The sequence below is a fragment of the Deltaproteobacteria bacterium genome (genome assembly GCA_009692615.1).
Lineage (GTDB): Bacteria > Desulfobacterota > Binatia > UBA9968 > UBA9968 > DP-20.
Genome location: SHYW01000135.1, coordinates 1 through 13,003 on the forward strand (window position 1 = coordinate 1; position 13,003 = coordinate 13,003).

A 13,003-nucleotide genomic window follows, 5' to 3' on the forward strand; every position below is an offset into this window, starting at 1 on the left:
CGACGCACACACTTGGCCTATATCGAACCAACTCCAACAAGGTGGGGTTCCGCTATGGCCAGGTTTCTAACTTACGACCTCAACCCAACGCACTACCCTGACATAATCGCGTTGCTGTTAACATGACATATTGACGTTGCCACGACAGTAAAATAGCCAGCGCGCACTCTGCCAACGCCACGGTGAAAGCGACTGACAAAGCATTGCCAGGTGAAATGGCTGGTGGTAGCTTGGGGCCATGAGCGGCAGGCGACCACGAAAAGACAACCGTGTGACCATGCGCGAGGGCGACCGAATCTTGATCAACAAGGGCATCTCGAAAAAGGTCATGATTATTGCCCGCACCGAAGTGCCCCATTCGCCGGAACGGATGTTCGTCACCAAGTCCGGCGGCAAGTACACCATCGGCCTCAAAGTTTGGCGCACGGATTATATTTGGAACGAGAAAAACCAGATGTGGATTTCCAAGCACTGAGCCCCCGCTCGGAGTTCAACCGCACCGCCGCAAATCGGTTGCCAACGTGAAACGCGATCTGCCCGCCATTCTCGCCGACATCTCCAGCGGCAAAGGCTCGCGCTTGTTGCTGCTCTTCGGTGACGATCTGCAAGTCCAAGAAAACGCCAAGTCGGTGCTCGATCTAGTCGTGCCCGCGGAGCAGCGCGGTTTCAACTTCGAGCGTTTCGACGGCCGTGCCGCCTCCTGGGATCAAATCGAGGCCTCGCTGATGACGCCGCCGTTTTTTCCCGGCAAAAAATTACTCTGGGTGGAAAACGCGCCGTACTTTTTTTCTCGCGAGCAAAAGGGCGAGCTGGGCGAGAAAATTCTCGAACTGTGGCGCGATGGCAAGCGCGACGATGCCGTCAAGTTGATGATCGATCTGCTGGCAGTTGAAGGGTGGAGCCAAGACCAGTGGGAGCGCTTGGAACCAAACTCGGCAAAAGCGCTACTGGCGCTGCTCGACGCCGACGGCGGCGAGGCCCAAGACGAAGCCGAAGCGTTACTCACCTACGCCAAGAACCGCGACATCGATCTGAGTAAACGTAAGGGCAACCAAGGCCATCGCCTGGTTGAACTGCTCGATGCCGGATTGCCGGAGTGGACTTTCATGATCCTCACCGCGCTCCAAGTCGACCGGCGCACGCGGCTCTACAAACGCTTCGAAGAAATCGGCGCGGTGCTTTATGTCGGTTTGGAGCGCGACCGCAGCGGCAAGATCAGCCGGGACAGTTTGCTCGACTTCGTCAACCAGCGCTTGCGCCAAAGCGGCAAAACCGTCGAGCCCCAGGCGCGCGAGATGATTCTCTCCCGAGCGGGCGACGAGCTGCGCGGCTTACAACAGGAATTAGAAAAACTTGTGCTGTTTGTCGGCGAGCGGCCGGCAATTCGCGCCCAAGATGTCGAGGCGATTTTCGTCGATCATGGCGAGGGTTGGATCTTCGATCTCACCCGCGCTTTGGGTGAGCGCGACGCCGCCGGCGCGCTGGGGCAGTTAGCCCGGCTGCTAGCCCAAGGCGAGCATCCGCTGCGCTTGCTCGGCACGGTGGCCTCCGAGGTGCGCCGTTTGTTCGCCGCGCGTCAGTTGCTCGATAGCGATTTGGCGCGGCTGTGGAAACGGGGCATGACCTATCAGCAGTTTCAGCAATCCATATTGCCGCATAACCCGCCGGCGCTGACGCGCAATCCCTACGCCGATTACATGTGCTACCAAAGGGCCGAGCGCTTTTCTGCGACCGATCTGCACGGCTACATGGAAGGGTTGTTCGACGCCGATTGGCGTTTGAAATCGAGCGGCGGGCAGCCGCGCTTGGTGATGGAGAAGTTGATTCTCAACATGTGCTTGGCGGGAAGTTCGCGAAAACCGCCAGTGCGAGTTGCCAGATGATCGGCGCGGCGCTAGCGATGCTTGTGGCGCTGCTCAGCGTTTGCCCCACTGCGAGCGCCGCGGAAATGGTCGTGCAAGCCTGTTTCAGTCCCCAGGGAAAATGTTCGGCGCATATTCTCCGCGCCATCGAGCAAGCGCAAAAAGAATTGCTGGTGGCGGTCTACGCGTTTACCAACGATGATTTGGCAATTGCGTTGGTGCAGGCGAAAAAACGCGGCGTGGTGGTGCAAGTAGTCGTCGACCGCGAATTCGACGCCGCCAATGACAAATCCAAGAGCAAATTTATTGAAGGGCAAAAAATTCCCCTGCGCCGCCTGTCCGGTCTCAAAACCAAAATTTTCGAAAAAGATGCCGGCCTAATGCACCAAAAATTCGCCGTCATCGACCGGCGCATGGTGCTCACCGGATCGTACAATTGGACCCATTCCGCCGATAACTTTAACGACGAGAATCTGTTGCTGTTTCGCGACGCCGGGCCGCTGGCCGAGGAATACCGCAAGGCGTTTTTTCAGCTCTGGGAGCGCAAACTGTAATGGCCCGTTGGTTGGCGTCCACACTGGCGATCGCCGCGACCTTCACCGCCGGCATTTTCGCTCACATACTGTACCAACGTTGGAATCCGCCGGATGGTGCGATGACCGCGCCGCTGACGCGGCAGGCTTCGACCAACGGCTCTGCGCAGGCTTATCCGGTAAAGTTCTTGCCCTTGTCCGCGCTTGCCGAGGGCGAAGAAAAGGCGCTGGAGCTGCCCGTCATCGTCGCCCGCGACGTCGACAAGATTCGCAGCCTCGCCGGACGCCAGGCGCGGGTGCGCGGGCGGATCTTTCGCGTCGGCCATTCGGCCAAGAGCAATACTTATTTTCTCAACTTCGGCCCGACCCGCGAAGCGCTCACCGCGGTGATCTTCCCGAGCAGCGTCGAACTGTTCGAAAAAAATAAATTGGCGCCGAAAAATTATGAAAATAAAGAAGTAGAATTGACCGGACAGATCAAAGATCATCCTCAATACGGCTTGGAAATGATTCTTGAAAGTCCCCAGCAGATAAAAATCTTGCCGTGAGCAATTGGCTATTGGTGAAATTCCGGTAAAATGACCGCCATGGCTGAGCCGCTGAAAAGATGTATGGTCTGCGCCAAAACCGCCGATGTCCTCAAGGGCGGCATTTGCCAACCCTGCCAAGAGCGGATTCGCCGCGAAGCGATGGGCGAACAGGCTGGAGTCAGCGAGCGCGCCGAGCGCGAGATCGCGCACCACGGGGTTGCGCCGACGAAAAAATAATCGCCGCCAGCTTTTGCCGGCGTGCTGTCGGGCTTTTGTCTTTGCTACCCAATCAATTCGCCAAACGATGAGTTTTTAACTAGGCGCTCATGGCAGAACATGGTACTATTTTATTTTCCGATTATCCTATGCAGACGAAACGGTCTCAGCCACTAAGCCACCGGGAGGTTTGACGCTCTGCGCGCCTGGAAATGGAATGCCGCGGGTCTGATTGTAGCGGTTGTCGTTGTACTTGCCCTCTCGGTTCAACCGGCCTCAGCATTTGATCCTGACGAGAATCTCACCGCCCGCGCGGCGCTCCTGATGGACGCCGCCAACGGTAAAATCCTCTATCAAAAAGACGCCGATCTGCGTCTGCCGCCGGCGAGCACGACGAAAATCATGACCGCGATCGTGACTCTGGAAAGCGGTCACAAGCTCGGCGAATCTTTGACCGTCTCTAAAGACGCCACCCGGATGCCGCCGACCAAACTCTATCTGCGACCGGGTCAGACCATGACCATCGAAGAGCTGCTGTACGGTCTGATGTTGACGTCGGCCAACGACGCCGCGATTGTTCTCGCCGAAGGTCTCGGCGGTTCAGTGGAACACTTCACCGATTTGATGACCAAGAAGGCCCATGAGCTGGGGGCGACCAATTCCAACTTCACCAATCCCCACGGCCTGACGGCGGCGGATCACTATTCGACCGCGCGCGATCTGGCGTTGCTATTCCGCTACGCCATGCGCAACGCGCTGTTTCGTGAAATCGTCCAAACTAAATTCAGCTCGGTGAGCAGCACCGCGGTGGTCCGCAAAAAAGTCGTGCCGCGGCGGATCTCGGTGCGCAACCATAATCGGCTGCTGTGGGACTTCGACGGCGCCATCGGTGGCAAGACCGGTTACACGGTGGCGGCGCAAAAATGTTTCGTCGGCGCGGTGCAGCGTAACGGCGTGACCTTGATCGTGGCGATTTTAGGCGCGCGCGATCAATGGGGCGATACCAAAAGATTGCTGGAATACGGTTTCGACAACTACGAAACTCTCAAAACCGCGTCGCCGGCAGGGGGAAAAAGCGCGTCGCTGGAAGCGCCCTTAGCTACTTCGCGGGCCGAACGGCTGTCGGGCGCGATGATTCTGCCGCAGGAATTTCGCGCCAAGGCGCCGGACGCGCGCTGACCTTACCCGTCTTTCAGCCCACTCAAATTTCGATCACCATGCCATCCTCCGCGCACTTGACGCCGAGTTCATCGCGGCGGGCGAGCATTTCTTCGCCCAGGTGAGTGAGCAGCAGTTGGCGGCAGGTGAGGCGCGCCAGGTTGGCTTGCAGCGCTTTAAAATTGACATGCATGCCGGGTTGTTCGCGGTAAAACGAGCATTCGCAGAGAAAAGGTCGACGCCGCGAGCGCGCTCGATAAAGTCTTCGGTCCACAACGAGTCGCCGGAAAAAAGCACTTGTTTGCCGTCGCAAACGATTTTCAAGCCGAGAGAAATCTCGTCGCTTTGGTGCGCCACGCGAAAAGGGCGCACGTCGATGCCGGCAACCTCGGTCGGCTGATCGGGACTTAAAATCTGAAAGTCGACCGGTGGCAATTCTTTGTTCGCGCCGCCGCCATACATGATTTGCCAAAGGCCGCGAACTTTTTCTTCAGTTCTCGGCGGTCCGGCGATGATTATCGGGGTATTTTTGGGTTGGCGGTAAAGAAAGTCGATAAAGATAAACGGCAAGCCGGCAAAATGATCGCCGTGCAGATGGCTGAGAATGACCGCATCCAAGCGGCGCGGATCGAAGCCGGCGCGCTTCATCGCCAATAACGTCGTCGAACCGCAGTCGAGCAGAAACAGCCGATCGCTGGATTCGATCAGATAGCTGCTCTGGTGGCGCCCGCCGCTGCCGAAGGCGTCGCCGCAACCGAGGATGTGGAGTTTCATCATGGTCGCCGATGTTCGAGACGATTTCGTTAGCATCTTTATCGTTTTGCGGCGCCAAGTTGCAATGGCGGCAACGGCCCGTTTGGCCAATCGCTAAGTTGCTTTTTAGCCAACGTGCGACTAAGGTTGCGCTGTGGCAGTCTTCAAGCGTCCTTTCTTCACGACGTATACAACCAGCCTGTGGGTGCGCTTTCTGCGCTTCAGTTTGCAGTCGCATAAAAAACTCGAAGATGATTTGGCTAAGTTGGCGCTGACGCCGCCGCAATTTTACGTGTTGGCGACCATCGGTTATGCCGGCGGACTGCCCTTCGGCGAGATTGGCGCCAAGATGATGGTCACGGTGAGCAATCTGACCGGCATCGTCGATCGGCTCGAGGACAAAAAACTGGTAGTGCGTAAACGCGACGACAAAGACCGGCGCGTGGTGCACGTGATTCTCACGGAAAAAGGCGCCAAGATTTATCGCAGCACGATCCCGCTATTCGAGAAATGCGTCGCCGAGGTTTTTGTCGGTCTCAGTAACGCGGAACAAAAAGAACTCTCGGCGATTCTCCGCAAACTCAATCAACCGCGGGCGGCCCGTTGATCACGCGCAGATAAGCAAGAAAATATTCACCACGAAGGACACGAAGTTCGGAGTTTAAATCATCCGAACCCTTCGTGTCCTTTGTGCCTTTGTGGTGAATTTCGAAGTTCGGGTCTTTAGAGTGTGGTCGATTCAATTGCCGCGCCGATTGATTGACAGCGGATATTGGCGAGTTATAAATGGTTAACGTTTGAACCTTTCTCAGCAGCGCCAACTTCCGTGAACAAAGAAATCAAAAAACCGATTGGGCTAGAGCGAGTCAAGCGGTGGCTTTATGCCAAAGGACTCGACGAACGGAGCAGCGGCTGTGTGTTGTGCGGTTCCTGCTACGGCCATGGGCCGGCCAATCCGATGGAGGATGTGCCGGGGCCGAAAGAGAAATGTCCGCCCTACGAATATTATAAATTCCAGCGCCACACGCCGAAGTCTCGCTGGTTGATGGCGCAGCGGGTATTTCACGGTCTCGAGCCGATCACGCCGGAATTGAAAGAAGTGATCTACGCTTGCACCAGCTGTCTGATGTGCCAAGAACTGTGCGGCGTGCGCGGCGATGGCTACGGCCCTTGGGACATCACGACCGCCATGCGCGAGGAGATCACCGAAAAAGATGGACCGCTGCCGGTGCATCAGGCGATCTTCGACGGCTTGCGCCAACATGACAACCCTTTTGCCCAGCCCAAGTTGGCGCGCGGCGCATGGGCCGAAGGCTTGGGATTGACGACGCTTGGGAATTCCACGGCGACGACGTTGCTGTTTGCCGGCTGTTCGGCGGATCGCGCCAGTGGCAAGAGCGGCGCGATTTCCCTCGCCAAGTTGATGCAAAAGGCCGGGGACGAGTTTGCGATTCTCGGCGACCAAGAAAAATGCTGCGGGCTTTATGCCTTCGATATCGGTTTTCGCCGCGAGTACGAACGGCTCAAGGACGACAATTTAGCCACGCTCAAGCATCACGGGATCAAAAATGTTGTCGTCGCGTGCGGCAGTTGCCAGAGAATCTGGCGCGAATATACCAAGGAAGCCGGCGTCGATCTAAATGTGCTTCACGGCGTTGAATACGTCGCGCGCGCAATCGCCGATGGCAAGCTCAAGTTCACCAAGCCGATCGATAAAAAAATCACCTATCACGACTCTTGCCATCTCGGCCGCGGTTGCGGCGTTTACGCTGCGCCGCGGGAAATCTTGCGGGCGATTCCGGCCGTCGAAATCGTCGAGATGGCGCGGAGCGAACGTTGGTCGTGGTGCTGCGGCGGCGGCGGCGGCGCCCCCGAAGCCGATCCGCAGATGGCGCAATGGAACGCCGCGGAGCGCATGCGTGAGGCGACCGAAACCGGCGCCGAGTTGGTTCTCACTTCCAGCGCCCTGTGCCAGCGCTCGTTTGCCGAATTGCCGCAAGCCGGATTGCCGGTGCAAGATTTACTCGAGTTCGCGGCGCAGGCGATTTAGTCATGCTCAAAGAAGCCCACTTCACGCCCCAACGAATGCTCAGCATGCTCGGCCTCAAGGGCGATTCGCTGGGCCCCATCGCGCTGGTGCCGGGACCGAAAGAGCGCAGTGAGATGATGCTCAAGCTCTTGGAGCAGCCGCAAAGGAGTTTTACGTTTCTCGACTACGAAATGCACACCGGCACGCTCGACGGTAAGCGCGTCAGTATCGGTAACGGCGGCCGCTACGCGCCGGACACGGCGATCACCACCGAGATTCTCTGCGCCGCCGGCGCGGAGTCTTTGATTCGCGTCGGCAGTTGCGGTTCGCTGCAAGAGCATGTCAAGATCGGCGATCTGGTGATCGTCACCGGCGCCCTGCGTGGCGACGGCACGTCGCGTTACTACGTCGCGGAAAATTTTTCCACGGTGGCCCATGGCGACATCGTCAATGCGCTTAAGCGCGCCGCCGACGATTTAAAGGTGCGCTACCATTTGGGTTGGATCTTCACCACCGATGCCTTGTTTCAGGAGACGCCGGAGCTGATTGACCAATTGAATCAACAAAATGTTTCGAGCATCGACATGGTGACGTCGACTTTTTTGACCATCGCCCATGTGCGCGGCAAAAAGGCCGGCGCGGTGCTGTCGGTGTCGGATGAATGTTTGCACGGCAAGTTCGGCTTTCGCGATCCGGCGTTTTTTGAAGCCGAGCAGAAAACCATCGATGTGGCGCGCCAAGCCGTGCGCTATTTATAGCGCCATTTGTCAATTCGCAATAAAATCATGAGTGTCGTCGAAAGCCCGCTGTTCGAACCCGTGCACTGGCAAGGCGCGGGTTTTGAAATCCTCGACGAAATCCAAGTTCCCAACAAGCTCGAATACATTCAGGTCAGCGAAGTCGCTCAGGCGCTTGACGCCGTGCGCGAGATGAAGACGCGAGCCTTCGGCCAGGTGCTGACGTTTCTTTACAGCGGCGCTTTGCTCGCCGAGGGACATGCCGGCAAACAAGCCGAACCGCTGCGCGAGCAATTAGCCCAAATGACGCAAAAGTTTTGCGACGCCCGGCCGACCTTCGATTTTCGCGGCCTGGGTTTTTTCTTCCAGGAATGGTTCAAGACCTTACCTGACGGCGCCGCACCCGGCCAATTCATCGCCCAGCAGGCGCGCGCCTTGGGCCAGCAGATTGTCGCCGCCCGCAGTGCTCGAGCGCGCCGCGCCGCGGCGCTGTTGCCTAATGCCACTCGGCTGCTGACCCACTGCAATGTCAGCGGCGAGCTGGTCGCGGTGGCGCGTTACTGCCGAGAGTTGGGCAAGGAAATTTCCGTGATCGCCACCGAGACGCGTCCCTACTTGCAAGGCGCGCGCTTGACGACCTGGGAGCTGGCGCAAGCGGGAGTCGAGGTATCGTTGATCGTCGACGGCGCGGTGGCGCAGGTGATGGCCAAGGGCGCGGTCAACGCGGTGATCGTCGGCGCCGATCGAATCGCGCGCGACGGCGACGTGATCAACAAGATCGGCACCTATCCGATCGCGCGCTTGGCCCATGAATATGGGGTGCCGTTTTACGCCCTGGTGCAAGATCCGCACGGTCTCGAATGCGGCGGCGATGTCGAGATCGAAGAGCGGCCGGCGCGGGAGTTATTGCAGTTTGCTGGGCAGCCGTTGGTTGCCGATTCCAATGCTGCGCTGATGACGCGCTATCCGTCGTTCGATGTCACGCCGGCGGAGTTTATTACCCAGTTGATCGGCTTTGACGGTGTCTACACGCCGGAATCTTTCCGGCAGAAATATCAAGCGAAAAACGCCCCCGCAAAGGCCGGGGTGGTAGACAACGCCAAGTATCTCTTGGTCTACGGCGTACCGCCGGCAAATCAGTATGCATTCTTGATCAGCGCGCTCAAAGCGGAGCGGGCCGAGAGCATCTTAGTTGCAGAAATGCGGCCGCAACTTTTGGGCGCCCAGGTGGTCGCCCGCGAATTGCTTCAGCGCAACGCGCCGACGACTTTGATTTCCGACAACATGATGGGGACGCTGTTCGCCCACGGCGAGATTAAAAAGCTTTGCCTGTTCTACAGTGACTTTGCCGAGCTAGGGCCGGTGGGGATTTGCGGTTCATTGCTCGCCGTGCAGTTGGCGCGCTTGCACGGTGTTCCCGTGGAACTGTTTAGCGGCGGGCCGGTGAATTTCCAAAGCACCGACCAGGACGCGTCGACGTTCATGGGCAAGCCGATTTGTCCGGCCGGTGTGACGCTTTATCCGATCGAAGCGGAAATTGTTCCCTGGGCGTTATTCAAGTAAATAGGTTGTGACGTGGCTAAACTTGAAAGTGACATGATGCGCTGGGGCAAGCTGATGTTTGAGCGGCGGCTGATCAGCGGCTGGGGCGGCAATCTCAGTTGCCGTACCGATAAGAATAATTATTTGATCACCGGCCAGCACGCGGCGCTGGCGTTTCTCACGGTGAAAGATCTGGTCAAGATCGACGCCAAGGGTAAGCCACTAAAGCCGAAGCAGAAAGCGTCGAGCGAGACGCCGATGCATCTGGCGGTTTACGCCGGCACCGACGCCCAAGCGATCGTTCACGTCCACCCGCCGATGGTGCTGGCGTTTTCGCTGAGCCACGACAGCTTCGTGCCAGTAAGCTATGAGGAAAAATATACCATCGGCGAAGTGCCGATCATCGCGCAGGACACGCCGACGGTGACCAAGCCAGAAAAACTGGTCGAAGCGCTCAAGTATAGTCCGGTGGCGATCATCAAAGGCCACGGCACCGTCGCCATCGGCAAGACTTTTCAAGAAGCGTTTCTATTTACCGATCTGCTCGAAGAAGCGGTGCATTGCCAATTTTTTAAAGACGGTGGGTCACCAGGCCGCGTGGTTGCAGATTCACCATCGAAAAAAACCTCGCCGACCGGCGCCGGCCGGTGTTACGAATTGTTCTCCAAAGAACATATGAGCGCGCTGGTTGCGGCCGCCAACGGCGACGGCGAGTTTCGCCAGTTTGGCAGCGATACCGCTTTGACGACCTCGCTAACGCTGCATCTTGATGAAAGCGACGCGGCCTGGACGGTGAAATTCGTCGCCGGAGAAATTACCGAACTGACGGAAAGTAACGACGGCGTATTTCAGATCAGCGGTCAAGCGCAGTGGTGGAGCGCCGTGTTCAGCAACAAGATCGACGCATTCTTAGCTACTCAGCAGGGCAAGTTGAAACTCAAGCGCGGCGAGCTGGCGCAGCTGTCGCGCTGGTACAAACCATTTCAGAGGGCGTTCACGTTATGGCAAACGATACCGATTCAGTAGGTTTTTACGCGGCCGCGGTTTTGGCCGAGACCGCCGCGCGCCAAGCGCAGAAGACCGCGATCATCACCAAGGACGAAGAGCTAACTTTCGGCGCGCTCAACCAGCGCGTGCTAGCGCTCGCCGGCCATTTGCAGCAAGAGGGCATTCGCCGGGGCGATCGGGTCGGCTTGCTTTTACCAAACTCGACGGCGATTCCGCTGAGCTATTTCGCCACCCAGAAGATTGGCGCGGTGACGGTGATTCTCGACGCGCGCTTGAAGGGCAAAGAGCTAGAAGGTGTGTTGAAAGATGCCGATCTAAAACTGTTGATCGTCCATCAGCAGCTCTACGGCGAAGTGGAAGAGGTTTTTAAATCGTTGGCGCCGATTGCAGTCTGGCTCGCCGGCGGCGACGGCGAGCGCAGTTTTGAAAAGCGTTTCGCCGCCACCGCCGGCGAGCTAACGCCGGTGCAATTCAATCCCGGTGACGACGCCTTGATTCTCTACACTTCGGGAACTACCGGCGAGCCTAAGGGCGTGGTGCTGAGCTATGTCAATTTAGTCCAGTACCCGGCGCTCATGGGCGAGATGAAGATCACCGACGGGTCGACTATCCGCGGCTGCATCTTGCCGATGTCGCACATCGTCGGTCCGGTGGTGTGCAACGAATTGGCCGAAAAAGGTTACACCCTGGTGATCTTCGATCAAATCAATCCGGTGACCTTGCTCGAAGGCATTCAAAAATACCGCGTCAATGTTTTCGAGAGCGTGCCGATTGTCTTTCAACTGCTGCTCGGGGTGAAAAATCTTTCTAGCTACGACACCAGCAGCATGAAGATCGCGGCGATGATGGGCACGAGCATTCCCATGCCTTTGCTGCGCGCGTTCCAAGCGGCGCAACCGCATATAAAAGTGATCCAAGGCTACGGTCTGACCGAAACCTCGCCGATGATTACACTGGTCGAGCCGGAAAAAGCTCAAGCCAAGATCGGCAGCATCGGCCGCGCCGTGCCGCGGGTCGAAGTGAAGATCGTCGACGAGAACGACCAGGAAGTTGCGCTCGGTGAAGCCGGTGAGATTATCACCCGCGGACCGCATGTCATGAAAGGTTACTTTCGCCGGCCCGACGCTACGGTGCAGCGGATTCGCAACGGTTGGCTCTACACCGGCGACGTCGGCAAGGTCGAAGCGGATGGTTATTACTATCATCTCGGCCGACGCGACGACATGATCATCACCGGCGGCTTGAACGTTTATCCTGCTGAAGTCGAGAACATGATTTACACTTACCCCGGCGTGCAGGAAAATATTGTCTTCGCGATCCCCGACCCCAAACGCGGCCAAGTCATTGGCGCCGCCATCGTGGCGCGGCCGGGGAGCGTGGTTGTCGAGAAAGAGTTGCTGACGTTTCTGCGCGCCAATCTCGCCAACTTCAAAGTACCCGACAAGATAGTCATTCGCGAATCGCTGCCACGCACGTCGTCGGGCAAGACGATCCGCGATGCCGAGACGCTGTTGGGGAGTTGATTCGATTTAGTTCGAAAGGCAACGCCCCCACCTTCATCCTCCCCCGCTCGCGGGGGAGGAAAGAGGAGGAGGAGAATTGGCCGCAAAGAACGCAAAAAAAGATTTGGAAAAGGTAGGGGCGGGTTTTAAACCCGCTTTCTTGTCGAAGCGCGCCGAATGAAAAAAACGAAGACCAAGATCGTTGACGGCGGCGAAGAGCTGCTGGCGACGTTCAAGAGCGCGGCCGGCATCATTCTCGCCGTCACCGAGAACCGCAACTGGATCGAAGTTTTTTTCGACGGCGTGATCATGCACACCGAGACGGTCAATTTGCCGGCGGGCAAGCTGTTCAACATCTACGTCGAAGAGATCGCCCACAAGACGACGATCTACGAGCATCCGCGGACGATGATTTATTTCACCGGACCCTACGATCTGCGCGTGACGCGCGAAGGCGAGCGGGTGATTGTCAGCGGCACACCCAACGCGCGCGAAAGAGCACTATGATCACAGAGTAAGGAAATCGGAGTCGGAGATTTGGCCGCAAAGAACGCAAAAGACACAAAAAATGAATTGGGATTTGTAGGGGCGGGTTTGAAACCCGCCCTCTTGGCTTATGGCAATCTGGCCGGCATCACCAGCGGAACTTCCGGCGCTTAATCGCACTGTCCATGTTTGGGCCGTGCGGTTGGATGATGCCAGCGTCGATCTCGATGACGGACGGGAATTGCTCTCGCCGGACGAGCAGGAACGTGCGGCTCGCTTTCACTTCGAACAGCACCGGCGGCGCTATTTAACTGCGCATATCGCGCTACATCGGATTCTCAGCCGCTATTTGCCAATTGAACCAGCACAACTGTATTTCGAACTTGGCAGCAATGGTAAGCCCAAGCTACCAGCGGCATTGGCGCCGAGAGGCATCGAGTTCAATCTTTCCCATTCCAACGAAATGGCGTTGCTCGCCATTTGCGCTGATCGAGAGGTCGTGTCAATGGCGGAGAGAAAATGTGCCAGATAGCGGCGCAATAGTGTACCAGTCAGGTTAAGAGAAAAGGGCTTTGAAGCCCCTGGGGTTTATTGTTGAGCTGGCACGTCGATTTAGATTTTGGTGTTGGGTTCTCCTTCGGTTGGCA

At 57.4% G+C, this 13,003-nt stretch carries 14 protein-coding genes; 13 read left to right on the plus strand and 1 reads right to left on the minus strand.

The window, feature by feature from the left end; translation table 11 throughout:
- Positions 1–335 precede the first annotated feature (335 nt).
- The 5 genes from holA to EXR70_22635 all read left to right on the plus strand — a co-directional run bounded on the left by holA (position 336) and on the right by EXR70_22635 (position 4,320).
- Positions 336–1,883 (plus strand): DNA polymerase III subunit delta, encoded by a 1,548-nt coding sequence (gene holA / locus EXR70_22615; protein ID MSP41290.1) that lies wholly within the window; start codon positions 336–338, stop codon positions 1,881–1,883.
- Positions 1,880–2,416, plus strand: a complete 537-nt coding sequence (locus EXR70_22620) for a DUF1669 domain-containing protein (protein MSP41291.1) — start codon at positions 1,880–1,882, stop codon at positions 2,414–2,416. Before holA ends, EXR70_22620 begins: the two co-directional genes overlap by 4 nt.
- Positions 2,416–2,943 carry a hypothetical protein gene (locus EXR70_22625; protein ID MSP41292.1) on the plus strand — a complete coding sequence of 176 codons (528 nt, stop codon included), beginning with the start codon at positions 2,416–2,418 and terminating at the stop codon, positions 2,941–2,943. Before EXR70_22620 ends, EXR70_22625 begins: the two co-directional genes overlap by 1 nt.
- A gap of 39 nt (positions 2,944–2,982) precedes the next feature.
- A complete protein-coding gene (locus EXR70_22630) occupies positions 2,983–3,162 on the plus strand; it encodes a hypothetical protein (GenBank protein ID MSP41293.1) in 180 nt (59 codons plus the stop codon).
- 303 nt (positions 3,163–3,465) lie between these two features.
- Positions 3,466–4,320: a D-alanyl-D-alanine carboxypeptidase gene (locus EXR70_22635; protein MSP41294.1), complete on the plus strand. Its 855-nt coding sequence runs from the start codon at positions 3,466–3,468 to the stop codon at positions 4,318–4,320.
- 33 nt (positions 4,321–4,353) lie between these two features.
- Here EXR70_22635 and EXR70_22640 read toward each other — a convergent pair whose 3' ends face one another.
- A complete protein-coding gene (locus EXR70_22640) occupies positions 4,354–5,109 on the minus strand; it encodes an MBL fold metallo-hydrolase (GenBank protein ID MSP41295.1) in 756 nt (251 codons plus the stop codon).
- 97 nt (positions 5,110–5,206) lie between these two features.
- Between EXR70_22640 and EXR70_22645 the strand changes: the two genes are divergently transcribed.
- The 8 genes from EXR70_22645 (at position 5,207) to EXR70_22680 (ending at position 12,888) form a co-directional block, all read left to right on the plus strand.
- A complete protein-coding gene (locus tag EXR70_22645; GenBank protein ID MSP41296.1) occupies positions 5,207–5,659 on the plus strand; it encodes a MarR family transcriptional regulator in 453 nt (150 codons plus the stop codon).
- Between the two features lie 219 nt (positions 5,660–5,878).
- Positions 5,879–7,102, plus strand: a complete 1,224-nt coding sequence (locus tag EXR70_22650) for a (Fe-S)-binding protein (protein MSP41297.1) — start codon at positions 5,879–5,881, stop codon at positions 7,100–7,102.
- A 2-nt stretch (positions 7,103–7,104) separates the two neighbouring features.
- The gene (locus EXR70_22655; protein ID MSP41298.1) at positions 7,105–7,839 is read left to right on the plus strand and encodes a hypothetical protein; all 735 of its coding nucleotides are present in this window, start codon (positions 7,105–7,107) and stop codon (positions 7,837–7,839) included.
- A gap of 27 nt (positions 7,840–7,866) precedes the next feature.
- Positions 7,867–9,381: a hypothetical protein gene (locus tag EXR70_22660; GenBank protein ID MSP41299.1), complete on the plus strand. Its 1,515-nt coding sequence runs from the start codon at positions 7,867–7,869 to the stop codon at positions 9,379–9,381.
- A gap of 12 nt (positions 9,382–9,393) precedes the next feature.
- Positions 9,394–10,386: a hypothetical protein gene (locus tag EXR70_22665; GenBank protein MSP41300.1), complete on the plus strand. Its 993-nt coding sequence runs from the start codon at positions 9,394–9,396 to the stop codon at positions 10,384–10,386.
- Positions 10,362–11,891: a hypothetical protein gene (locus EXR70_22670; protein ID MSP41301.1), complete on the plus strand. Its 1,530-nt coding sequence runs from the start codon at positions 10,362–10,364 to the stop codon at positions 11,889–11,891. The genes EXR70_22665 and EXR70_22670 overlap by 25 nt, the downstream gene beginning before the upstream one ends.
- Positions 11,892–12,047: 156 nt before the next feature.
- Entirely contained in the window at positions 12,048–12,377 is a 330-nt protein-coding gene (locus EXR70_22675; GenBank protein ID MSP41302.1) for a hypothetical protein, read from the plus strand.
- Between the two features lie 109 nt (positions 12,378–12,486).
- Entirely contained in the window at positions 12,487–12,888 is a 402-nt protein-coding gene (locus tag EXR70_22680) for a hypothetical protein (GenBank protein ID MSP41303.1), read from the plus strand.
- The last annotated feature ends 115 nt before the right edge of the window (positions 12,889–13,003 follow it).

Bases quoted from the DNA above. Each gene is read 5' to 3' on its own strand.
- EXR70_22620 (MSP41291.1), top strand. From the start codon at position 1,880: ATGATCGGCGCGGCGCTAGCGATGCTTGTGGCGCTGCTCAGCGTTTGC.
- EXR70_22625 (MSP41292.1), top strand. From the start codon at position 2,416: ATGGCCCGTTGGTTGGCGTCCACACTGGCGATCGCCGCGACCTTCACC.
- EXR70_22630 (MSP41293.1), top strand. From the start codon at position 2,983: ATGGCTGAGCCGCTGAAAAGATGTATGGTCTGCGCCAAAACCGCCGAT.
- EXR70_22635 (MSP41294.1), top strand. From the start codon at position 3,466: ATGGACGCCGCCAACGGTAAAATCCTCTATCAAAAAGACGCCGATCTG.
- EXR70_22640 (MSP41295.1), bottom strand. From the start codon at position 5,109: ATGCTAACGAAATCGTCTCGAACATCGGCGACCATGATGAAACTCCAC.
- EXR70_22655 (MSP41298.1), top strand. From the start codon at position 7,105: ATGCTCAAAGAAGCCCACTTCACGCCCCAACGAATGCTCAGCATGCTC.
- EXR70_22660 (MSP41299.1), top strand. From the start codon at position 7,867: ATGAGTGTCGTCGAAAGCCCGCTGTTCGAACCCGTGCACTGGCAAGGC.
- EXR70_22670 (MSP41301.1), top strand. From the start codon at position 10,362: ATGGCAAACGATACCGATTCAGTAGGTTTTTACGCGGCCGCGGTTTTG.
- EXR70_22675 (MSP41302.1), top strand. From the start codon at position 12,048: ATGAAAAAAACGAAGACCAAGATCGTTGACGGCGGCGAAGAGCTGCTG.
- EXR70_22680 (MSP41303.1), top strand. From the start codon at position 12,487: ATGGCAATCTGGCCGGCATCACCAGCGGAACTTCCGGCGCTTAATCGC.